Annotated in this window: 24 protein-coding genes; 4 read left to right on the top strand and 20 right to left on the bottom strand. The window is 44.0% G+C overall.

Translation table 11 applies throughout. The features are described 5' to 3' along the window. Positions 1-90: 90 nt before the first annotated feature. The 3 genes from rlmD to pcrA all read right to left on the bottom strand — a co-directional run bounded on the left by rlmD (position 91) and on the right by pcrA (position 4,137). Complete coding sequence (gene rlmD, locus FYJ57_RS08590; protein WP_154432343.1) at positions 91-1,491, bottom strand: 23S rRNA (uracil(1939)-C(5))-methyltransferase RlmD; 1,401 nt, start codon at positions 1,489-1,491, stop codon at positions 91-93. Positions 1,492-1,592: 101 nt separating this feature from the next. Then, a complete protein-coding gene (locus FYJ57_RS08585; protein ID WP_154432342.1) occupies positions 1,593-1,826 on the bottom strand; it encodes a hypothetical protein in 234 nt (77 codons plus the stop codon). Positions 1,827-1,911: 85 nt separating this feature from the next. Continuing rightward, positions 1,912-4,137, bottom strand: a complete 2,226-nt coding sequence (gene pcrA / locus FYJ57_RS08580) for a DNA helicase PcrA (protein ID WP_154432341.1) — start codon at positions 4,135-4,137, stop codon at positions 1,912-1,914. Between the two features lie 250 nt (positions 4,138-4,387). On the opposite strand from pcrA, the gene FYJ57_RS08575 reads away from it, so the two are divergent. After that, positions 4,388-4,999 carry a DUF1836 domain-containing protein gene (locus tag FYJ57_RS08575; RefSeq protein ID WP_022171389.1) on the top strand — a complete coding sequence of 204 codons (612 nt, stop codon included), beginning with the start codon at positions 4,388-4,390 and terminating at the stop codon, positions 4,997-4,999. A gap of 86 nt (positions 5,000-5,085) precedes the next feature. On the opposite strand, the gene atpC is transcribed toward FYJ57_RS08575, so the two are convergent. The 11 genes from atpC to FYJ57_RS08520 form a co-directional block, all read right to left on the bottom strand. Further along, a complete protein-coding gene (gene atpC, locus FYJ57_RS08570; protein WP_022171390.1) occupies positions 5,086-5,487 on the bottom strand; it encodes an ATP synthase F1 subunit epsilon in 402 nt (133 codons plus the stop codon). A 13-nt stretch (positions 5,488-5,500) separates the two neighbouring features. After that, the gene (atpD, locus tag FYJ57_RS08565; RefSeq protein WP_022171391.1) at positions 5,501-6,901 is read right to left on the bottom strand and encodes a F0F1 ATP synthase subunit beta; all 1,401 of its coding nucleotides are present in this window, start codon (positions 6,899-6,901) and stop codon (positions 5,501-5,503) included. Positions 6,902-6,956: 55 nt separating this feature from the next. Beyond that, positions 6,957-7,823 (bottom strand): ATP synthase F1 subunit gamma, encoded by an 867-nt coding sequence (gene atpG, locus FYJ57_RS08560; RefSeq protein ID WP_154432340.1) that lies wholly within the window; start codon positions 7,821-7,823, stop codon positions 6,957-6,959. A 22-nt stretch (positions 7,824-7,845) separates the two neighbouring features. Then, on the bottom strand, positions 7,846-9,375 hold the full coding sequence (gene atpA, locus FYJ57_RS08555) for a F0F1 ATP synthase subunit alpha (RefSeq protein ID WP_154432339.1): 1,530 nt from the start codon (positions 9,373-9,375) through the stop codon (positions 7,846-7,848). 9 nt (positions 9,376-9,384) lie between these two features. Continuing rightward, on the bottom strand, positions 9,385-9,924 hold the full coding sequence (gene atpH / locus FYJ57_RS08550) for an ATP synthase F1 subunit delta (RefSeq protein WP_022171394.1): 540 nt from the start codon (positions 9,922-9,924) through the stop codon (positions 9,385-9,387). Continuing rightward, complete coding sequence (gene atpF, locus FYJ57_RS08545) at positions 9,921-10,424, bottom strand: F0F1 ATP synthase subunit B (protein WP_106492777.1); 504 nt, start codon at positions 10,422-10,424, stop codon at positions 9,921-9,923. Before atpF ends, atpH begins: the two co-directional genes overlap by 4 nt. A 31-nt stretch (positions 10,425-10,455) precedes the next feature. Then, positions 10,456-10,734 (bottom strand): ATP synthase F0 subunit C, encoded by a 279-nt coding sequence (gene atpE / locus FYJ57_RS08540; protein WP_022171396.1) that lies wholly within the window; start codon positions 10,732-10,734, stop codon positions 10,456-10,458. Positions 10,735-10,809: 75 nt separating this feature from the next. Next, positions 10,810-11,568 carry a F0F1 ATP synthase subunit A gene (locus FYJ57_RS08535; RefSeq protein WP_154432338.1) on the bottom strand — a complete coding sequence of 253 codons (759 nt, stop codon included), beginning with the start codon at positions 11,566-11,568 and terminating at the stop codon, positions 10,810-10,812. A gap of 17 nt (positions 11,569-11,585) precedes the next feature. Next, positions 11,586-12,002 (bottom strand): hypothetical protein, encoded by a 417-nt coding sequence (locus tag FYJ57_RS08530; protein WP_117525707.1) that lies wholly within the window; start codon positions 12,000-12,002, stop codon positions 11,586-11,588. Positions 12,003-12,020: 18 nt separating this feature from the next. Beyond that, positions 12,021-12,293 carry an AtpZ/AtpI family protein gene (locus FYJ57_RS08525; RefSeq protein WP_154432337.1) on the bottom strand — a complete coding sequence of 91 codons (273 nt, stop codon included), beginning with the start codon at positions 12,291-12,293 and terminating at the stop codon, positions 12,021-12,023. 322 nt (positions 12,294-12,615) lie between these two features. Continuing rightward, positions 12,616-12,912, bottom strand: a complete 297-nt coding sequence (locus FYJ57_RS08520) for a YerC/YecD family TrpR-related protein (protein ID WP_022170986.1) — start codon at positions 12,910-12,912, stop codon at positions 12,616-12,618. A gap of 196 nt (positions 12,913-13,108) precedes the next feature. Between FYJ57_RS08520 and FYJ57_RS08515 the strand changes: the two genes are divergently transcribed. Together FYJ57_RS08515 and FYJ57_RS08510 are read left to right on the top strand one after the other, a co-directional pair. Further along, complete coding sequence (locus FYJ57_RS08515) at positions 13,109-14,047, top strand: tRNA modification radical SAM protein MnmL/YtqA (RefSeq protein ID WP_154432336.1); 939 nt, start codon at positions 13,109-13,111, stop codon at positions 14,045-14,047. After that, positions 14,040-14,555, top strand: a complete 516-nt coding sequence (locus tag FYJ57_RS08510; RefSeq protein ID WP_022170984.1) for a DUF4364 family protein — start codon at positions 14,040-14,042, stop codon at positions 14,553-14,555. The genes FYJ57_RS08515 and FYJ57_RS08510 overlap by 8 nt, the downstream gene beginning before the upstream one ends. 28 nt (positions 14,556-14,583) lie before the next feature. Here FYJ57_RS08510 and FYJ57_RS08505 read toward each other — a convergent pair whose 3' ends face one another. The 5 genes from FYJ57_RS08505 to infC form a co-directional block, all read right to left on the bottom strand. Further along, a complete protein-coding gene (locus tag FYJ57_RS08505; RefSeq protein WP_022170983.1) occupies positions 14,584-15,906 on the bottom strand; it encodes a replication-associated recombination protein A in 1,323 nt (440 codons plus the stop codon). A 78-nt stretch (positions 15,907-15,984) separates the two neighbouring features. Continuing rightward, positions 15,985-16,662, bottom strand: a complete 678-nt coding sequence (locus FYJ57_RS08500) for a polysaccharide deacetylase family protein (RefSeq protein WP_154432335.1) — start codon at positions 16,660-16,662, stop codon at positions 15,985-15,987. 95 nt (positions 16,663-16,757) lie between these two features. Next, positions 16,758-17,114: a 50S ribosomal protein L20 gene (gene rplT / locus FYJ57_RS08495; protein ID WP_022170981.1), complete on the bottom strand. Its 357-nt coding sequence runs from the start codon at positions 17,112-17,114 to the stop codon at positions 16,758-16,760. A gap of 28 nt (positions 17,115-17,142) precedes the next feature. Further along, the gene (gene rpmI / locus FYJ57_RS08490) at positions 17,143-17,340 is read right to left on the bottom strand and encodes a 50S ribosomal protein L35 (RefSeq protein ID WP_022170980.1); all 198 of its coding nucleotides are present in this window, start codon (positions 17,338-17,340) and stop codon (positions 17,143-17,145) included. Positions 17,341-17,372: 32 nt separating this feature from the next. Further along, positions 17,373-17,867, bottom strand: coding sequence for a translation initiation factor IF-3 (gene infC, locus FYJ57_RS08485; protein WP_022170979.1), 495 nt, complete (start codon positions 17,865-17,867; stop codon positions 17,373-17,375). Positions 17,868-18,340: 473 nt separating this feature from the next. On the opposite strand from infC, the gene FYJ57_RS08480 reads away from it, so the two are divergent. Further along, positions 18,341-19,510 (top strand): hypothetical protein, encoded by a 1,170-nt coding sequence (locus tag FYJ57_RS08480; RefSeq protein ID WP_022170978.1) that lies wholly within the window; start codon positions 18,341-18,343, stop codon positions 19,508-19,510. Positions 19,511-19,770: 260 nt separating this feature from the next. Here FYJ57_RS08480 and FYJ57_RS08475 read toward each other — a convergent pair whose 3' ends face one another. Continuing rightward, entirely contained in the window at positions 19,771-20,085 is a 315-nt protein-coding gene (locus FYJ57_RS08475) for a DUF1540 domain-containing protein (protein ID WP_154432334.1), read from the bottom strand. Positions 20,086-20,104: the final 19 nt, after the last annotated feature.

Genomic DNA, 20,104 nt, shown 5'->3' with positions numbered 1-20,104 from the left:
ATTCTTTGATTCATCATACAATTATCTTTATTTTATCTTGTCAGATGCGTTTCGTCCAGCTGTTTTTGTACCTGCTCAGTATCATCACAGTTACTGTTTTTCTATTGTATGTTTCAGATGACAGATCGTTTCTGTGTGAACTGTCTGTGCAAACTGATCGACACATACGCACCGCTCCACGCGATAGCCACGCTGTAAAAAGATTTCCAGATCCCTTGCAAGGCTGGTCGGTTTACAGGAAATATAAACCAGATTATCCACCTGGTATTCGATGATCTTCGGAAGAGCTTTCGGATGGATACCGTCCCGCGGCGGGTCAAGTACGATAAAATCCGGTTTTTCTTCAATCTCATCAAGCACTTTCAGCACATCACCGGCGATAAATTCGCAGTTTTTGATGCCGTTTCTCTCAGCATTTTCCCTGGCTGCCACAACGGCTTCTTCTACGATCTCCACACCAATCACTTTTTTCGCCACTGCTGCCAGGATCTGTGAAATCGTACCGGTTCCGCTGTAGAGATCAAAGACCGTCATGTCTCTGGTATCCCCAATATAGCTTCGTGCAGTTTCATACAACACTTCCGCGCCGAGAGAATTCGGCTGGAAGAAGGAGAACGGCGTGATCTTAAACTTCAGTCCCAGAAGATTTTCATAGAAATAATCTTGTCCATACAGCACTCTGGTCTCATCACTCTGTACAAGATCTGCCAGTGAATCGTTCAGAATATGCAGGATTCCCACGATCTTCCCTTCCAGAGAAAGCGCCATAAGACGTTCCACCAGTTCAGAAAGATCAGGATTCAGCTGCGTAGTCGTTACCAGATTGATCAGGATCTCCCCGGTCGTATTTCCCCGACGCAGCAGCAGATGTCTCAGATATCCCTCATGGCGCATCTTATGATAATAGGTAAATCCCTGTTCCTTACAGTAATCCAGCACACAGGTCAGAATCTTCGTCAGATCTTCATGTACCAACTTACAGTCGGATGCGGTCAGCACATCATAGGTACTTCCCTTTTTATGGAGTCCCAGTGTCAGCGGGCCGTCTTTTTCGGCATCTCCGAACGAGAATTCCATCTTATTGCGGTAACAGAATTCTGTAGGACTTCCCTTGATTCCCTCAAAAACATAATCCGGGTTTCCGTTTTCATCCACCTGCCCACCGTTTTTGATCGCTGTGTCCAGGAGTCTGCGGATCTGCTCCTGCTTCATCTCCAACTGGTGGCTGTAATCCATGGTCTGATACATGCATCCTCCACACTGCGGAAAGATGGAACAGACCGGTTTTCTCGTTTCAAGCGGTGATGGTTCTAACACTTCCAGAAGCCTTGCTTCTACTCTGCCGCCCCTTTTTTTATTGATCATAAAACGAACTTTTTGCCCAGGCATTCCATTTTTTACGATCACCGTCTGTCCGTCCACCACTACCTTTCCTTTATTCGGAAATTCTATCTGTTCAATGATTCCCTCATATACTTCGCCTTTTTTCATCTGCTGTCCTTTCTTCTTGTTTTTTCTGTCTGCAGCTTTTAACCGAAGAAAAGCTCCGGGGTCTCCTCCGAAGCTTTCCTGCCGTTTTGTGTATTCACATTTTAATTTTCTTCGTTATCTTCATCTTCAAAGTAATCGTCAAAATCATCATCGAAATCATCTTCAAAGTCTTCCAGATAATCCGGTGTGAAAAAACGGTACACTGCGTATGTAATACCTGCCACTGCCGCAACGGCACCTATAATTGCCAGTACCCACATTACTGTGTTTTTGCATTTTTCTTCTTCTTTTTCCTGCTTTTGCAGCAAGGCCATTAACTCGTCAAGTTTATTCATGTTAAACACCGTCCTTTCTCTAAAAGCATAGCTTCCAAAAACTAGTATTATTATACCACTATCCCTGTAATTTTACCACAAAAATTTATTCTGTTATTTTCTTTAATTTTGCAAAGGATGCAAACATTTTCTTTGTTCCGGCTTTATCAAAATCTACTGTAACCTCATAGTCCTTGCCCCCATCAACGATCGCCTGCACCGTTCCGGTTCCGAATTTGATATGGCGTACTGTGTCTCCCACACCATAAGCAAGTCCCTGTGATTTTTTAACTTCAAACTGTTTGGGGGAAAAGCTGGTCTTCTGGTAGGTCTGACGCATCTTTGCATAACTGCTGGATGGTTCCGGCATCTTTGTAATCCTTCGCGCTTTCGGCTCTCTTCCAAGTTCTACCAGTTCCCGTGGTATCTCCCGGATAAAACGGGATACCTTGTTATACTGTGTTTCTCCTCGGATCATACGTTGCTGTGCCGCACTCAACGTCAGTTCCTTCATTGCTCTTGTAATTCCCACGTAGCAGAGACGTCTTTCTTCTTCCATATCCTGCGGATCGTCTCCCACAATTGTCATATACCCCGGGAAAATACCATCTTCCATACCCGCCAGATAGACATTCGGAAATTCAAGACCTTTCGCGCTGTGCAGAGTCATCAAAAGTACGCGGTTATCACTCTCTTCCACCGAATCGATATCTGCTATCAGTGCCACTTCCTCCAGAAATCCGGACAGACTTGGATCTTCTGCCTCATCCTCGTAAGACGCTGCTTTGGATATCAACTCATCGATATTTTCGATACGTGCTTTTGCTTCATCCGTATCTTCTGCTTCAAGTTCTTTCACATAACCTGTCTCTTCAATCAGCTTTTCCAGCAACTCTTTTACCGACAGATACTCTATCTGGCTACGGAATTTCTGAATGAATTCCACGAACGGACGTACTTTTGCACTTCCACGACCAAGTGTCGGGATCTCTTCCGCCTGTCGAAGTGCCTGATAAAAACTGATACCATAAGCATCCGCATAATCCTGCACCTTTCCGAGAGTTGCCGCACCGATACCACGTTTTGGTACATTGATGATCCTTTTGACTGCTACATCGTCTTTCGCATTATCAATGGTCTTCATATAAGCGAGCAGATCCTTAATTTCTTTTCTCGCATAGAAGTTTACACCGCCTACGATCTTATACGGAATATTTGCAATCAGGAATTTTTCCTCAAACAGACGGGACTGGGCGTTGGTACGATACAAAATCGCACAGTCCTTGTAATCATAGATTCCTTCCCGGACTTTCTGGCTGATCGCACCTGCAATATATTCTGCTTCTTCATACCCATTCTGAAACTGACGGAAATGAATGGGAGCTCCTTCTTCATTTGCCGTCCATAAGGTCTTGTCTTTTCTCCCCTCATTATTTTTAATCACTTCGTTCGCCGCATTCAGAATATTCTGGGTAGAACGGTAATTCTGTTCCAGTTTGATGACTTTTGCCTGTGGAAATACTTTTTCGTATCCCAGAATGTTTCCGATATTGGCACCACGAAACTTGTAAATGGACTGATCATCGTCACCGACTACACAGAGATTTTTATATTTCTCTGCCAACAGACTTACAAATTTGAACTGGGCAGTATTGGTGTCCTGATACTCGTCTACCATGATATAACGGAACCGTTCCTGATAATAGTCAAGCACATCCGGGCATGACTGAAACAGTTCCACTGTTTTTACAATCAGATCATCAAAGTCCAGCGCGTTGTTCTGACGAAGCTGCTTCTGATACGCTTCATACACACGGGCAATCGTCTGCGCACCATAGCCGGAAGCAGTCGAAGCCTGCAGTTTATATTCTGCCGGAGATATCAGTTCGTCTTTGGCGGAAGAAATTGCTGCCATCAATGTTCGCTCTTTAAACTGCTTGGTATCGATGTTTAACCGCTTGCAGATCTCTTTGATTACTGTTTTCTGATCATCTGTATCGTAGATCGTAAAATTATTATCGTACCCCAGTCGATCGATATATCTGCGAAGCATCCGCACACAGCTGGAATGAAAGGTACTGACCCAGATACTTTCGGAACCAAATCCCACAATCTGATCCACTCTTTCCCGCATCTCCTGTGCTGCCTTATTAGTAAAAGTGATTGCCATAATATTCCACGGATTAATCCCTTTTTCTTCTATCAAATATGCGATTCGGTGTGTCAGGACACGGGTTTTTCCAGATCCGGCACCGGCAAGAATCAAAACCGGACCTTCGGTATGGAATACCGCTTCCTGCTGCATCGCATTCAAACTATCATATTTACTCATATTTTCCTCTCCATCTCTTACATGTATCTCGAAATATTTCCGGAAATACATTTTTTCGTACAGGTGTTCTTATCATATCATGCACCCGTTCGCAAGTCAATTGTTACCGGCCACTCCCGAAACAGTATCTCAGCTGTCTTGTACCGATCCAATCACCGATAAGCTAGTTGCTTCTTGTGATCAGGAACGTTAAAAAAAAGATTTACAAATAGTATTAAAAACTATATAATGGGGTGGAAGAGGTGATATGATGACGATTGATACAAGTGATCTTTTAAACAGCATTCTTGGAAGCCTTTCCCGTATTGATTATATCAAACCGGAGGAGGTACCAAATATTCCTTTATATATGGATCAGGTAACCACCTTTATGGATGCACAGCTGGCTTCCTCCAAGCGCTATCCGGAGGATAAAATTCTTACGAAAACCATGATCAACAATTATGCAAAAAATGATCTGCTTCCTCCGCCACTGAAAAAGAAATACTCCAAAGAGCATCTTCTTGTGCTGGTGTTTATCTATTATTTTAAAAGTATTTTATCTATTACGGATATACAGGCACTCTTAAAGCCTATTACCGATACGTATTTTTCTTCCTCTGAGAACCTCTCTCTGGAAGATATTTATAATGAAGTTTTCCGCCTTGAAAAATCTCAGGTAGACATCCTGAAGGAAGATATTACCAATCGCTATCGGTTATCCCGCGAAACGTTTCAGGATGCCCCGGAAAAAGATCAGGAATTTCTGAAAACTTTTTCTTTTATCTGCCTTCTCAGTTTTGATGTATATGTGAAAAAGCAGTTAATTGAATCTCTGATCGACGATCTGCACCCGGATACTAAAGAAAAAAAGAAAAAATAGCATTAAAAATGCAGGATTCGATATTTCTTCGAATCCTGCATTTTTTGCTCGTGCCCGGGAAGATACCGAACAATTACATTTTTTCTTTATTCTTTCACTCCGAGACGAACCAGTGCTCTTTGCAGTTTTGCCTTGACGATCCGATATTCCTTATCGCTGAGACCGCCTTCTGCCAGTCTGGCTTCCGCACGTTTTCTGGCATCTTCCGCTCTCTCTGTATCTATATCTTCTTCCCACTCCCAGGTTGTTGCCAGCACATGGCAGGTTCCATTCATCACAGAAAGCATCCCGCCGATACAGGCTGCATTCTTCCTGCTGCCGTCTTCCAGTATAATATGGGCTTCTCCCATGCCAAGTGCCGTACAGTAATTGCAGTGTCTTGGCAAAATCGCAAGATCACCATTGATTGTCCGGCAGACAAGTCTTGCGACTTCTCCTTCATACAGCAGTCCGTCCGGTGTACCGATACGCAAAGGAAATGTGCTCATTCGTTACCCTCCTTTACTGGTTCTGTACTTTTGCTTTTTCAAACACCTCATCGATGTTTCCGGCAAACAGGAAGCAGCTCTCCGGAATCTCATCACACGCTCCGTCAAGGATCATGCGGAATCCACGCAATGTCTCTTTTAACGGTACATAAGTTCCCGCCATTCCGGTAAACTGTTCTGCAACCGAGAAGCTCTGCGACAGATAACGCTGTACTTTTCGTGCACGGTTAACCGTCTTTTTATCTTCTTCCGACAGTTCATCCATACCCATGATAGCTATAATATCCTGCAGTTCTTTGTAGCGCTGCAGTACTTGCTGTACTGCACGTGCAATTTCATAATGCTCTTTTCCCACAATCTCCGGTGCCAGGATACGGCTGGTAGAATCCAGTGGATCCACCGCCGGATAGATACCCTGACTGGCAATCTCTCTGGAAAGAACTGTAGTCGCATCCAGATGGGTAAATGTTGTTGCCGGCGCCGGGTCTGTCAGGTCATCCGCCGGCACATACACAGCCTGTACAGATGTGATGGATCCTTTTCTCGTCGAAGTGATTCGCTCCTGAAGTGCACCCATCTCTGTAGCAAGAGTTGGCTGGTAACCTACTGCAGACGGCATACGTCCGAGCAGGGCCGACACTTCCGAACCCGCCTGTGTAAACCGGAAGATGTTATCAATAAACAACAGTACATCCTGATTTTTCACATCACGAAAATACTCTGCCATCGTAAGACCGGACAGACCCACACGCATACGTGCTCCCGGTGGTTCATTCATCTGTCCGTACACCAGTGCTGTTTTATCAATAACACCGCTTTCTTTCATCTCATTATAAAGATCATTTCCTTCTCTTGTCCGCTCTCCTACACCGGTAAATACGGAAAGTCCTCCGTGAGCAGTTGCTACGTTGTGAATCAGTTCCATGATCAGAACCGTCTTTCCTACCCCGGCACCACCGAACAAACCGATCTTTCCACCTTTCGCATACGGACAGATCAGATCCACAACTTTAATTCCGGTTTCCAGAATCTCTGTTGCCGGAACCTGTTCTTCGTATTCCGGTGCATTTCTGTGGATCGGCCATTGTTCCTCTGTGATTACCGGACCCTGATCATCTACCGTCTCTCCCAGCAGATTAAACACTCTGCCAAGACAGGCTTCTCCGACAGGAACCGTAATCGGTTTTCCCGTATCCACCGCGGCAGTTCCACGAACCAGACCATCTGTCGATTTCATGGCAATGCAACGAACCGTATGATCTCCGGTCTGCTGCGCCACTTCCACGATCAGTTTTTCTCCATGATTGTCTATTTCTATGGCATTCAGGAGTGCAGGTAACTCCCCCTCCGGAAAGCGAATATCCAGAACCGGTCCGGTCACCTGTATTACTTTTCCAATGTGCTTTTCGCTCATCTACCAATCTCCTTACCTTATATTTTTCTTTCAGCTTCCTGCACCGTATGTCCGGCTACAGACATTCTGCACCTCCGACAATCTCCGTGATTTCCTGAGTAATGCCTGCTTGGCGTTCCCGGTTATAATACAAATTCAACTCATCGATCATATCCTGGGCATTACCGGTTGCTTTCTCCATAGCATTTCTTCGTGCTGCCAGTTCGCTTGCCACACTCTCACAGACACCACCGTAGATCAGACCTCCGAGATATTCCGGAACAATGGAGTTAAACACTTCCACTCCATTTGGTTCATACAAAATCAGATTACGAATTCTTTCTTTCTCATTATGTCCCTGTTCTTCTTTTGCAATGTCTATCAGTGGAAGTACCGGAACTGATTCCGGGTTCTGCGTCAGAATGGAAACAAATCGGGTATAACAAAGTTCCACATGACCAAATGTTCCCTGTCGAAATTCTTTGCACAGGATAGAAGCGATTTCAAAACAGTCAGCTACAGAAATATCCGCAATTTCTGCAAAAGCGTCTGTGACGTATTCCAGATTGTTGGATCTGACATATTCTACCGCCTTTTTTCCAATAGGAAGAACACTGACCATTTTCCCTTTTGCATCCTCCTCAAAACAGCGCAGTAAATTGGCATTATACCCACCTGCCAGTCCCCGGTCTCCTGCGATCAGGACATAACAGCATTTTTCCTGAACCGCTTCTTTCACATAAACAGAATAGAATTCTGTATTTCCTTTAGCTATTTCCTGTAATGTACGGTACAACTCCTGAAAATAAGGACGGCAGGTATCCGCCCGCTCCTTGGCCTTTCGCAGCTTGGAGGACGCCACAAGTTCCATAGCCTTGGTAATCTGCATGGTGCTTTCCACACTTTTTATCCGCAGTTTTACCGCTTTCATATTTGCAGCCATAGGTTCCTCCTTCTTTTTTTATTTATTTTTGAATTCTTGTATCCAAAAAGCTTTCTGTATAAGCTTCCAGAGCGCTTTTCAGTTTTTCTTCTGTTTCTTTTTCCAGTTTTCCGCTTTCCCGGATCACCTGCATCACTTCTGCTCCACGGGCATCCGTATCCAGCCATATATATAACCCTTCCTCATACAGTTCCACATCTTCTGTCACTACTTTGGACAGAATTCCTTTTGTGACCGCATAAAGAATCGCTACCTGCTTTTCTACCGACACCGGTGCATTCTGTTTCTGTTTTAAAACTTCTACAATCCGTGCTCCCTGTTCCAGACGCATTTTGGTATCTGCATCCAGATCAGAGCCAAACTGTGCAAAACTTTCCAGTTCTCTGTACTGGGAATAAATCAGTTTTAATGTACCGGCAACTTTCTTCATTGCCTTAATCTGCGCATTTCCTCCTACCCTGGAAACTGAAATACCCGGATTAACTGCCGGCATAACACCGGAATGGAACAGTTCTGATTCCAGGAATATCTGTCCATCCGTGATAGATATGACATTAGTCGGAATATAAGCTGAAATATCTCCTGCCTGAGTCTCAATGATCGGAAGTGCCGTCAGCGATCCTCCTCCATGTGCATCATCCAGTTTTGCCGCACGTTCCAGAAGCCTTGAATGAAGATAAAATACATCGCCCGGATAGGCTTCACGTCCCGGTGGGCGTCGAATCAGTAATGACAGTGCCCTGTATGCCACTGCATGCTTACTCAGATCATCGTAAATAATCAGGACATCTTTCCCCTGATACATAAAATATTCACCCATCGCACAGCCGGTATACGGTACGATATACTGCAGCGGACTTGCCTCCGATGCAGTAGCTGCAACCACTATAGTGTAATCCATAGCACCATTTTTCTCCAGATTTTCCACCAGAGAGGCTACGGTAGAACGCTTCTGTCCGATTGCCACATAAATACAGATCACATCTTTTCCTTTCTGATTCAGAATGGTATCGGTGGCTATGGTTGTCTTTCCTGTCTGGCGGTCACCGATGATCAGCTCACGCTGACCTCTTCCAATTGGAACCATTGAGTCAATTGCCTTGATACCGGTCTGCAACGGCTGACATACCCCCTGCCGTTCACAGATACCCGGCGCCTGACTTTCAATTGGCCGATACTCCGATGCACTGATCGGTCCCCCCGCATCGATTGGCTGTCCCAGCGCATTGACAACTCTGCCTATCAGAGTCTCACCTACCGGAACGGATACTACTTTTCCGGTTCGTTTTACCATCTGCTCCTCACTGATGGTTTCCCCCGAACCAAATAAAACAACAGATACACTGTTTTCTTCCAGGTTCTGTGCCATACCAAAGCTTCCGTCTTCAAACTCCAGCAGTTCCCCTGCCATACAGTTTGCAAGACCACTGACTCTGGCAATTCCATCACCTACCATCAGAACGGTACCTGTTTCATCCTGCCGGATCGCATTCTCATAATACTTGATCTGACTTCGGATGACTTTGGATATTTCTTCTGGTTTCAGTTGCATGTTTTCCTCCTACACTGTTGCATGATGAATCTTGTCGGAAATCTCCGAAATCCGGTTCTTCACCGTTCCGTCCAGCAATTTTCCATCCAGTTCTACCCGAACCCCTGCCAGTAACGCCGGATCGGTTTTCTGAATCAGGATAATCTCTTTTCCACTGATTTTTTTCAGTTTTTCTTTCAGGCGTTTCTGCTGCTCCTCCGACAGAGGACAGACACTGGTCACAACCGCCTCAGCGATATTATGATCTTCATAATATCTGCTTTTGAAAGCCTCGAAACAGCCGGAATATTCCCCGAGAAGATTTTTCTCACACATCAGTTTCATAAAATTCACCAAATATCGTTGCGCCTGACCTCCAAATGCCGCCTCGATCATCCCGTTTCTTTCCATCTGAGGAATCGAAGGTTCTGACAACAGTCGTTCATACTCCGGATTCTCCCGTAAAAGTGTGCGGATCTGTTCCATCTGCCCGAGAATCTCACCGGTCAGATTTTCCTCAGCTGCAAGGTCGTACAGACTGCCCCCATAGATTCTGGCGGTTTCTGTCATGATACTTCACCTACATTCGATATAAATTCGTCTATTAGCTTTTCATGGTCTTTTTCATTAATTTCACGTTCAATGACTTTTCCGGCAATCTCCACGGCCATATCGCCAATCTCGCCTTTCACTTCATTGACTGCTTTTTTCTTCTCCTGGGCAATCTCTTTTTCTGCTTTATTCTTCATTGCAAAGGTCTGATCCTGAGCCTCTTTTAAGATTTTTTCACTCTGGATCGCAGCAGTATTTCTTGCGCTGTCCAGAATCTCATTGGCCTTTTGTCTTGCGTCCTGCATATTTCGTTCATATTCTGCACGAATTGCCTCCGCTTTCGCTTTTGTCTCCTCCGCCTGTATGATTTCCGCATCTGCAGCCGCGCGTCGTTTTTCCAGTATCTCGTGTACCGGTTTGAACAAGAATCGTTTGATCAGATACATCTGAATAAAAAGATTGCAAATCTGTGCAACAAATGTCCAGGGGATAATTCCTACCAGTTCCTGAACCTGCATAATGTTATTCCTCCTAGTTTTCTTTTCGTTCTTATCCCAGGAATTTCATAAACATGCCAGGTGCCACAAAAATCAGAAGCAGACCGGTTACAAAACCATAGATACCCGTGGTCTCTGCAATTGCGCATCCAAGCAGCATGGTACTTGTAACATCGCCTTTACATTCCGGCTGCCGTCCGATTGCTTCCAGTGCTTTTGCCACTGCATTTCCTTCACCGATACCAGGACCAATACCCGCGATCAGCGAACATCCTGCGCCGATTGCACATCCTGCCAGTGCGATACCTTTTGCCAAAATCTGAAAATCCATATTATTTCCTCCTATAAGATTTACCTGAAAATTTCGCTACACATGTTTTCTTCTGTTTTTCCCTGTATCGTCCATCTATTCCTCTGCTGCATTCGCGATGTACATCACCGTCAACATACAGAAAATAAATGCCTGCATCACTCCGGAAAACCAGTCAAAATATACAGATAATACTGCGGGGATTCCCACATCCAGAACCGGGATCTGCGAAAGTACATTTCCCACTGCTCCCGGAATCAGTCCCAGCAATTTTCTACTTGCCAGAGCAAGTGCTCCATAAATCAGTGCATTGATTACAACCCCTGATAAAATATTACCGAAATGACGGCACGCCATACTGATCGGCGTTGCCAGTTCAGAAAGAATATTGAATGGAGTCATAACCGGAATCGGTGTGGTAAATCCTTTCAGATACCCTCCCACACCGTTTGTTTTTATCTTCTGCGCTGTGATCATCGTAAAAACCACAACTGCCCATGCAGCCTCTGTAGAAAGATCCGCTGTCGGACTGCGAAGTCCGATCAGACTGATCAGATTGGATACCACACTGGTTGCAAACAATGCTGAGACGAACGGAATCAGGTACCGGAACTTTTCTCCCATATTTCCCAGTACAAACTTATCCGCAGTCTCCACGATCCATTCGGCTGCCGCCTGTTTTTTTGAAATATTCCGTACCTTCAGTCCTCTGGTCAGCCAGAAGCATATTCCCGTGATCAGCGCCATGACGATCCAGCTGACAATCAGTGTCTCGCTGATCTGTAATTCTCCCAGAAGCGGTACATCGATCGGGGTCGTAAAAAAGACCTTTGCACCGGAGATATCAACCTCCATCCCTGTCTCTCACCTCCTTATTTTCCTTTCACTGCTCCCACCAGTTTGATTGCTGTTCCAGGAATCAGAAGTGGAAGGATTCCAGCTACAAACTGAAAACAGGGAAGAACAATTGTAAGAATCACCCACAGCATCTGCATCATGTTCCTCTGAGAATAACTGGCCTGAATCCATCGCTTTGCCGCTGCTTCCTCTGTCTCAGCTGCGGCTTTCTGCACTGCCATCCCCATCAGAAAAAAATTCAATACCGCAACCGCACCGCCGAAAAGCCCGCCAAGAATCACAGTATAATCAAACGGTACTTTCTCCGGAATCACAAGATGCAATGCCAGAAACACACACCACATCACTGCCACACCTGCTGCCGTATACACCATAACATGTTCTGTTTCTTTTCTTACGGCAGGCTGGATTCTTTCTTTTCTATTGTCCATATTGTCCTGTTCCCTTTCCTAAAGATGTCTGTTGAAAGATACTTTTGATTTTCTTTTTTCTTTTTCTGTCCGTTCCTGACGCATAACCACCGACCGGTAAAACTTCCACGCTGTCATGGCAGATCCTCCAAGGCCAAAGAAAAAGCCGATCAGATAGACCCAGCCACCCAATGACCAGCGGTTACTGCTCCACCAGCACAGCCCCAGACAAAGTAAAAGAGGTGTCACGAGAGACAGACTGAGCTGTGTCAGCATCGTAAGTTTTTCAATGATGTCTGTCCACTTTTTCATTTTCCCTTCCTTTCTGTGCATTTTTTACAATAGTTATCTTTCCTTTTTGAAAATTTCTTGTTCACATTGTAACATATTTTTGGTATTTCGGCAAACATTTTTATGTATTGTTATTTTTTTCTCACTTTTTTCATTTTCTGTTCGTAAAATTTTTCTTATTTTATAAAATATTGGCAACTGTTTATAAAATTTTATATATTTCTGTAAATTCTGCGGATTTTTACTGTTATTTCTTTAACAGCAAAACACACAAAAAGATCCTGTGGCTTTGATTTTCCAACCACAGGATCTTTTCTTTCGTACTTTATTTTCTTTTTGTTCTTTATTCTTCTTTCTCTCCGATCCGGTTAAAAACCATCTCATATCCGTCATTTCCGTATGTCAGAGAGCGGTTCACACGGCTGATCGTTGCTGTGGATGCTCCGGTCTTCTCGGAAATCTCCAGATATGTTTTCTTCTGGCGCAGCATCCGTGCCACTTCAAATCTCTGAGAAAGTGATAACAGCTCGTTGATCGTACACACATCTTCAAAGAATGTATAACATTCTTCTTTATTTTCCAGACATAAAACAGCTTCAAACAAATGATCGACTGCCTCTGTATGTATTTTTTTACTCATGATTTTCTCCTTTACTACCCCATATTTTCATTGCGAACATAAAGTACCACCATTTCTTCTTCCGGGCACTTAATATGATACAATTTTAACACAATACAGCAAAAAAGCAAGGGGTTTTTCCTGTCTGGTGTTTTGACTTGCAAAGCGTCCCCTCCAATGATATGATTAAATAAATTGGGAAAAGGACGGGACTGTAATGAGAAAATGGCTGGAAAAACCTTATCATTCCCTGGACTATATGCTTCAGGATCGTTTCAAAGAAAAAGTTTATAAAATCACATTAAACGGAGGTATGTCCTGTCCTAACCGGGATGGTACACTGGGAAACCGTGGCTGTATCTTCTGCAGTGCCGGAGGTTCCGGTGACTTTGCGGCAGATCCTTCCCAGTCAGTTTCTGCGCAGATAGAGTCTCAGATGTCACTGATACAAAAAAAGCGCCCGGTACAGAAGTTCATTGCTTATTTTCAGGCATACACAAACACCTATGCACCGGTTTCATATCTTCGCCCGCTCTTTTTTGAAGCCATCCGTCATCCAGGTGTGGTAGCTCTCAGCATCGGTACCAGGCCAGACTGTCTGGGGGAAGATGTTCTCACACTTCTCTCAGAACTGAACACTATCAAACCGGTATGGGTAGAACTGGGACTTCAGACGATCCATGCCGATACTGCTGCCTATATCCGAAGAGGTTATCCACTCTCTACTTTTGAAGCCGCAGTAAAAAATCTGCATGCACGTAATCTTGAAGTCATCGTTCACACAATTCTCGGCCTTCCCGGGGAATCTTCGGAACAGATGCTTGAGACAATCAACTATCTGAACTGCCAGCCCATCCAGGGAATCAAATTGCAGTTGCTTCATGTGCTGAAAGGAACCGATCTTGCTGATGATTATCTTGCCGGAAAGTTTCAGACACTTTCCCGTGAAGAATACCTAGACCTTCTGATTTCCTGTCTGGAACATCTGTCCCCTGATCTTGTCATTCACCGTGTGACCGGTGACGGACCCAAAAATTTACTGATCGCACCTCTCTGGAGCAGTGCCAAACGTTCTGTACTCAACGACCTGCATCATATGATGAAAGTTCGAAACACCTGGCAGGGTCGACTTTATAAGGAGGATCTGTATGATTGAAAATACCTCTACACTTTATAAAATGATCATTTTATACATGCTGAAAAAAGTAACCTTCCCTCTTTCCAACAGCCAGATTACCAACTTTCTGCTGGATCATGAATATACCACATATTTTCATATTCAGCAGACGATCCATGATCTGATGGATACACATCTGATTCTGGAGCGAAAACAGGGAAACAGTATCTGCTATGAGATCACTCCGGAAGGTCAAAAAACACTTTCTTATTTTGAAAAGAATATGTCCGATTCCATCCGGCTGGAGGTGGACAGCTATATCCTGGAAAAAGGATATGAAATGCGGAATGAGAATTCTATTACCGCCGAATATTACCGCACACCGGAACAGGAGTATACCGTCCAGCTCGGTGTACTTGAAAAAAATGCACCGCTGATCCAATTAAAAATCACTGTTCCCACTGAAGAAATGGCAAAAAATCTCTGTCATAACTGGCCGAAAAGAAGTCAGGAAATCTATGCATCGGTGATGACATCTCTTTCCTGACTTGTTCTGTTCACTCCGTTCTTTTCTTTTATTCTTCTCTCTCCCGTAAATGTCGGAGTCTCTCTCCGGCCTGTTTTTCATAACCGATATCTGTTGGGTGATAAAAAACTTCCTCTTTGATCTCATCCGGCAGGTATTGCTGTTTCACATAATGTTCCGGGTAATCATGGGCATACAGATAACCAACACCATGCCCCAGTTTTGAGGATCCTTTATAATGAGCATCCTGCAGATGTGCCGGAACACTTGTCTTTTTCTTTTTCACGGAAGCCATCGCTGCAAAGACTGCTTCACAGGCAGTATTACTTTTCGGCGCAGTTGCCACATAGGTTACTGCTTCTGACAGAATGATCTGTGCTTCCGGCATTCCGATCCGTTCTACTGCCTGTGCTGCAGCTGTAGCAACGACAAGTGCCTGTGGATCTGCCATACCTACGTCTTCTGCCGCACAGATCATGATTCTTCTCGCAATAAATTTGATATCTTCTCCCGCATACAACATCTTCGCCAAATAATAGACAGCTGCATCCGGATCAGATCCCCGCATACTTTTAATAAATGCTGAGATGGTATCATAATGCTGATCTCCTGTCTTATCGTAACGCACTACCCGCTTCTGGATGCATTCCTGCGCTGTTTCAAGATCTACATGGATTTTTCCGTCTGCACTTCTCTCTGTAGTAAGAACGCCAAGTTCTATTGCATTCAACGCTGCCCTTGCATCTCCACCGGCAAGGTCAGCCAGAAAGTCCAGTGCCTCCTCACTGACTTCTGCATGATAACTGCCCAGTCCCTTAACCGGATCTGTAACAGCCCTGTCCAGAAGTTTTCGGATATCCTTTTTTTCCAACGATTTCAGTTCAAAAATAATGGAACGGGACAGCAACGCACCGTTTACCTCAAAATACGGATTTTCTGTGGTAGCACCAATCAGTACCAGTGTACCGTCTTCTACAAACGGCAACAGGTAATCCTGCTGTCCCTTATTAAACCGGTGGATCTCGTCTACGAACAGAATCGTCTTTTTCCCGTACATTCCAAGATGTTGTTGCGCTTCTTTTACCACTTCCTCCATATCTTTTTTTCCGGCTGTGGTCGCATTCAGCTGGGTAAATCTTGCGCTTGTCGTGTTGGCGATCACTTTCGCCAACGTGGTTTTTCCGGTTCCGGGAGGACCGTAAAAAATAACAGATCCCAGTTTGTCTGCCTTGATCGCACGGTACAGCAATTTGTCTTTGCCGATAATATGTTCCTGCCCAACCACTTCCTCCAGCGTCGTCGGCCGCATTCTCGATGCCAGAGGAGACTCATTTTCCAGCGTGGTTTCTTTCATATAATCAAATAAGTCCATCTTACGTCCTTTCTAATTCCTTTTGTTGCATCCGGCTGCACTTTCTTTTATCATAACAAACTTTTGTTCCTCTGTCATCTATTCCAGAACCATTTCTTCCACATTAACAAACACAAAACCCTGTTTCTGCAGATGATCCACAAGGGCAAATGCCGCATCCACGGAACTCCGATACCCGTCATGCATCAGGATCACATCTCCTTCTTCCACCTGTCCGGACAGACAGCTCAGTACCTGTTCCTTATTCTGCAGTTTCCAGTCCAGAGAATCCACATTCCAGAATACCGGGATCATATCCACCACCTTTTCCAGTTCCTGACTCCATGCCCCATACGGTGGGCGGATATACACGGGAGCTTTTCCTGTCCACTCCCGGATCAGCCGGTTTGTCTTTTCAATCTCTCTCGCCGCCTCTTTTATGCTCAGTTTGTTTAACTGCACATGATGATACGAATGATTGCCAATCAGATGTCCGTCTTTTACCAGCTCTTCTACCATTTTACGACGTCCTTCCATGTTCTCCCCCAGAAGAAAAAAGGTTGCCTGCACTCTCCGTTCCTTTAATCCTCTGGATAATTCCACCGTGTACTCACTTGGTCCGTCATCAAACGTCAGGGCAACTTTACGTGCTTCCTGCGGTTCCTCCACCAGTTCCTGTCCGCTCACCATTATCATCCTTTTTCCCTTCCAGGCAAGGAACAGATACAGCATCCCGATCACCACCAGCCCGCTCTTCTTCCAAAGATACTTCTGCATCTTATCGCTCCGGTCTTTCTCGTTATGTTACTTTATGTAAAAGAAGACAAAAAAAGACCGCCGCATCTTGCGACAGCCTTATCTTTTGTTTTTAATTAAGCCAGTTTGCTTTTAGCCAGCTCTGCCAGTGTAGCAAATCCTTCTGCATCGTTGATTGCCATATCAGCCAGAACTTTTCTGTTCAGTTCAACACCAGCCAGTTTCAGACCGTACATAAATTTGCTGTAAGACAGTCCGTTCATTCTTGCTGCTGCGTTGATACGAGCGATCCACAGCTGTCTGAACTGACGTTTTTTCTGTTTTCTTCCAGCGTATGCACTTGTCAGAGCACGCATTACAGACTGTTTTGCAACTCTGTACTGTTTGGATCTTGCTCCTCTGTAACCTTTAGCCAGTTTCAGAACTCTATTGTGTTTTTTCTTTGCGTTTAATCCGCCTTTAATTCTTGCCATCTCTTATATTCCTCCTTCAAACTCAATCTTATAAATACGGTAAGATTTTTTTCATGTTCTTAACGTTGCTCTGATCCAGCACGGTAGCTTTTCTCAGATTTCTTTTTCTCTTCTGAGTTTTCTTTGTTAAGATATGGCTTTTATAAGCTTTATTTCTTACGATTTTACCTGTACCTGTAGTTTTGAAACGTTTAGCAGCTGCTCTGCTTGTTTTGATTTTTGGCATTTTATAGTCCTCCTTAGATTTACTCTGTTATTTTAACGTTTTTCAGTTAAAAACATAGTCATGCTTCTGCCTTCCACTTTTGGTGCTTTCTCTACCACTGCAATGTCAGCCAGTTTTTCTGCGAAATCATCCAGAATATATTTGCTGTTGTGCATGTGTGCCATCTCTCTTCCACGGAAACGAAGAGTAACTTTTACCTTGTCACCTTTGGAAATGAACTTTCTTGCAGCACCTACTTTAGTGTTCAGATCGTTTGTATCGATATTGGGAGACAGACGAACTTCTTTAACATCAATTGTACGCTGTTTTTTCTTTGCTTCTTTTTCTTTTCTGGCCATCTCATATCGATATTTTCCGTAATCGATAATCTTGCAAACCGGTGGCTTAGCCGTCGGTGCAATCTTCACCAGATCCAGTCCTGCTTCCTGAGCATGTTTGTATGCATCTCTGGAAGACATGATTCCCAACTGTTCCCCATTCTCGCCAATCAGACGAACTTCTCTGTCTCTGATCTGCTCATTAATCATTAAATCGCTAATAGTAGTGCACCTCCATTATTCTTAGATAACCTTTCCATATGATTCGCATTCACTGCCCTGCAGCATAGCCGCATAAAAAAAGCAGATAGACCGACTATCCGCAAATTTCCCCTAAGATTACTCTTTCCACTTAAGTATTAACCATAGTCACTCTTGTGCTAAGGTGAGAGCGGATACTCTTCTTTGTTTTCATACTTGAATAGGATAGCATAGATTCTTTTTTCTGTCAATATATTTTTGATGTTTTTCCTGTTTTTTTATTTTATTATTTTTACTCTTATAAAATCTTTTCTTTGTATATACTGTAGTACTTCTGACATTTTCCTTACGCTTCCCTGTATTTTTCTCTCCCTGTCTTGTATCTGCCGTAAAATCTGGTATAATGACCATGAGTTTAAATCAGAATGCATGTTCCGATAGAGATGCATCTGGCTTTTTCTAATCTAAGGAGGGGAATATTTATGAAAAAAAAATGGATGGCTTCCACGGCTCTCGCCTGTTCCTGTATGTTATTAATCAGTGGCTGCTCCGGAAATAAAGCAGATGATTTTGATGCTGTTGCTTATACAACTGCATATCTCGACGGTATGATCCGCGGAAATGTGGATACGCTTTCTTCCTTGTCAGGAGTTTCTTCTGATGATCTTACAGCCACCTTCAATTCCATGATCGATGATCTTGTGTCTTCTTCCATTGGCGGCGACGGAAGTAGTCCCGGAAGTACACAGATTTCTCCACAGCTGCGTCAGGACTATACTGATTTCTGGAAACAGGCTTTCAGTAACACAAAATACGATGTAAAAAAAGCAGATAAAAAAGAGAACACCTATCAGATAACTGTAGATACCCAACAAATGCAGCTTTACACTGCCATGGAACCGATTTATGATGAGAAACTTGCCGATTATCTAAAGGATAACAGCGTAGACAGTGACCAGTATATCGAAGATGTATACTCTCTGATGCTGGAAGCTTATCAGACCGCCCTTGACAAAGCAGAGTACAACGATCCGGAATCTGTTACTGTAACTCTTCAGAAAGATGATTCCGAGCAGTGGAGTATTTCTTCTGACGATATGACCACTCTGAAAAATGCTCTGATTGATCTTGCCTCTCTGAATCCTTCTGCTGATGGAACCACCGGAACACCTGCCCAGGTAACCGCAGAAGATATCGCTAACAGCCAGTCTGAGGGAGCTCCGAATATGGAATATCCGAAGGATCTGGAAAGTACACCAGCTTATAAAGTGGGTGATGCGATAACTATTCAAAGTGACGGAAAAGACGTTGCTACATTTACGATTGACAAAGTAGAAGTTACGGATGACCGCAGTGAATATGATACTTCTAATCCTGATAAAGTTATTGTCATTACATACACATATAAAAATCTGGCATTTGATGATCCTCTCTTATATGATCAGATGAGTTTTCGTGTGCTTGACGGTGATACTGTATGTCTTCCTTATTATCTGGCAGATCTGACTTCACCGGATCTTGCCACTACCGGTGGCGATGCAGTAACTGCTACCGCAGCTTACGGCATCAGTGCTTCCTGTAATGAAGTGACCATCTATGTGGATGGAGCTCAGATCGCATTCCCATTCCAGGTTTCCGCATCTGTTTCATAATGTTATCTTTTTCGTAACTATTCAGTAGCCACTGTCCCGCGAGGTGTTTTGACATGAATATGTCAAAATCCCGAGACATACAAGCCAAAATGCATTTAAACGATAAAAACTCGCAAAGCGTGTTTTTATCGTTTAAATGCATTTTGGCTCGTAACTGTGAAGGTACTGAACAGTTACTCTTTTTCAAAAAACTCTCCGTCTTTGTGTTTCGCCTCAAAGACCGGAGAGTTTTTCTTATCTTATTGCAGAATCATCTTGCTTTATTCACACCGGAACGTTCCACAGCAGGTTTCTTCACAGATACAGGCCTGGCTTCCATCGATGTGTACATGATCCGCCTGGCATATCTCCTGTCTGTTATAGGTACAATCATGGGCTGTACATCCGACCTGAATAGAGCTGCAGCCGCCTCCGCATGTATAAGCATTGGACATTCCGGTCTTTTCCACAAAACTTGAACACCAGGTTTCATTTTCCGTAGCTGCATGATCTCCTTTTACCTGGATATCTCCTTTGGAACAAAGATTATCCTTATTATACATACATTTTACCGCTGAACACTGTAATACTGGCATTGCACATACCTCCTTCTTC

The organism is Oliverpabstia intestinalis, from assembly GCF_009696065.1.
GTDB classification, from domain to species: Bacteria; Bacillota; Clostridia; order Lachnospirales; family Lachnospiraceae; genus Oliverpabstia; species Oliverpabstia intestinalis.
This window is presented reverse-complemented; position numbering and strand designations above follow the sequence as displayed.

Excerpts from the sequence above, each read along its gene's own strand:
- rplT (WP_022170981.1), bottom strand. The coding sequence starts at position 17,114 with ATGGCAAGAATTAAAGGCGGATTAAACGCAAAGAAAAAACACAATAGA.
- FYJ57_RS08530 (WP_117525707.1), bottom strand. The coding sequence starts at position 12,002 with ATGGACAATAGAAAAGAAAGAATCCAGCCTGCCGTAAGAAAAGAAACA.
- FYJ57_RS08510 (WP_022170984.1), top strand. The coding sequence starts at position 14,040 with ATGATTGAAAATACCTCTACACTTTATAAAATGATCATTTTATACATG.
- FYJ57_RS08525 (WP_154432337.1), bottom strand. The coding sequence starts at position 12,293 with ATGAAAAAGTGGACAGACATCATTGAAAAACTTACGATGCTGACACAG.
- infC (WP_022170979.1), bottom strand. The coding sequence starts at position 17,867 with ATGATTAATGAGCAGATCAGAGACAGAGAAGTTCGTCTGATTGGCGAG.
- atpG (WP_154432340.1), bottom strand. The coding sequence starts at position 7,823 with ATGGCTGCAAATATGAAAGCGGTAAAACTGCGGATAAAAAGTGTGGAA.
- atpA (WP_154432339.1), bottom strand. The coding sequence starts at position 9,375 with ATGCAACTGAAACCAGAAGAAATATCCAAAGTCATCCGAAGTCAGATC.
- atpE (WP_022171396.1), bottom strand. The coding sequence starts at position 10,734 with ATGGATTTTCAGATTTTGGCAAAAGGTATCGCACTGGCAGGATGTGCA.
- FYJ57_RS08475 (WP_154432334.1), bottom strand. The coding sequence starts at position 20,085 with ATGCCAGTATTACAGTGTTCAGCGGTAAAATGTATGTATAATAAGGAT.
- pcrA (WP_154432341.1), bottom strand. The coding sequence starts at position 4,137 with ATGAGTAAATATGATAGTTTGAATGCGATGCAGCAGGAAGCGGTATTC.
- atpF (WP_106492777.1), bottom strand. The coding sequence starts at position 10,424 with ATGCAGGTTCAGGAACTGGTAGGAATTATCCCCTGGACATTTGTTGCA.
- FYJ57_RS08520 (WP_022170986.1), bottom strand. The coding sequence starts at position 12,912 with ATGAGTAAAAAAATACATACAGAGGCAGTCGATCATTTGTTTGAAGCT.
- FYJ57_RS08585 (WP_154432342.1), bottom strand. The coding sequence starts at position 1,826 with ATGAATAAACTTGACGAGTTAATGGCCTTGCTGCAAAAGCAGGAAAAA.
- FYJ57_RS08535 (WP_154432338.1), bottom strand. The coding sequence starts at position 11,568 with ATGGAGGTTGATATCTCCGGTGCAAAGGTCTTTTTTACGACCCCGATC.
- FYJ57_RS08500 (WP_154432335.1), bottom strand. The coding sequence starts at position 16,662 with ATGCAGAAGTATCTTTGGAAGAAGAGCGGGCTGGTGGTGATCGGGATG.
- atpH (WP_022171394.1), bottom strand. The coding sequence starts at position 9,924 with ATGACAGAAACCGCCAGAATCTATGGGGGCAGTCTGTACGACCTTGCA.
- FYJ57_RS08515 (WP_154432336.1), top strand. The coding sequence starts at position 13,109 with ATGAGAAAATGGCTGGAAAAACCTTATCATTCCCTGGACTATATGCTT.
- rlmD (WP_154432343.1), bottom strand. The coding sequence starts at position 1,491 with ATGAAAAAAGGCGAAGTATATGAGGGAATCATTGAACAGATAGAATTT.
- FYJ57_RS08480 (WP_022170978.1), top strand. The coding sequence starts at position 18,341 with ATGAAAAAAAAATGGATGGCTTCCACGGCTCTCGCCTGTTCCTGTATG.
- FYJ57_RS08575 (WP_022171389.1), top strand. The coding sequence starts at position 4,388 with ATGACGATTGATACAAGTGATCTTTTAAACAGCATTCTTGGAAGCCTT.
- atpC (WP_022171390.1), bottom strand. The coding sequence starts at position 5,487 with ATGAGCACATTTCCTTTGCGTATCGGTACACCGGACGGACTGCTGTAT.
- rpmI (WP_022170980.1), bottom strand. The coding sequence starts at position 17,340 with ATGCCAAAAATCAAAACAAGCAGAGCAGCTGCTAAACGTTTCAAAACT.
- FYJ57_RS08505 (WP_022170983.1), bottom strand. The coding sequence starts at position 15,906 with ATGGACTTATTTGATTATATGAAAGAAACCACGCTGGAAAATGAGTCT.
- atpD (WP_022171391.1), bottom strand. The coding sequence starts at position 6,901 with ATGAGCGAAAAGCACATTGGAAAAGTAATACAGGTGACCGGACCGGTT.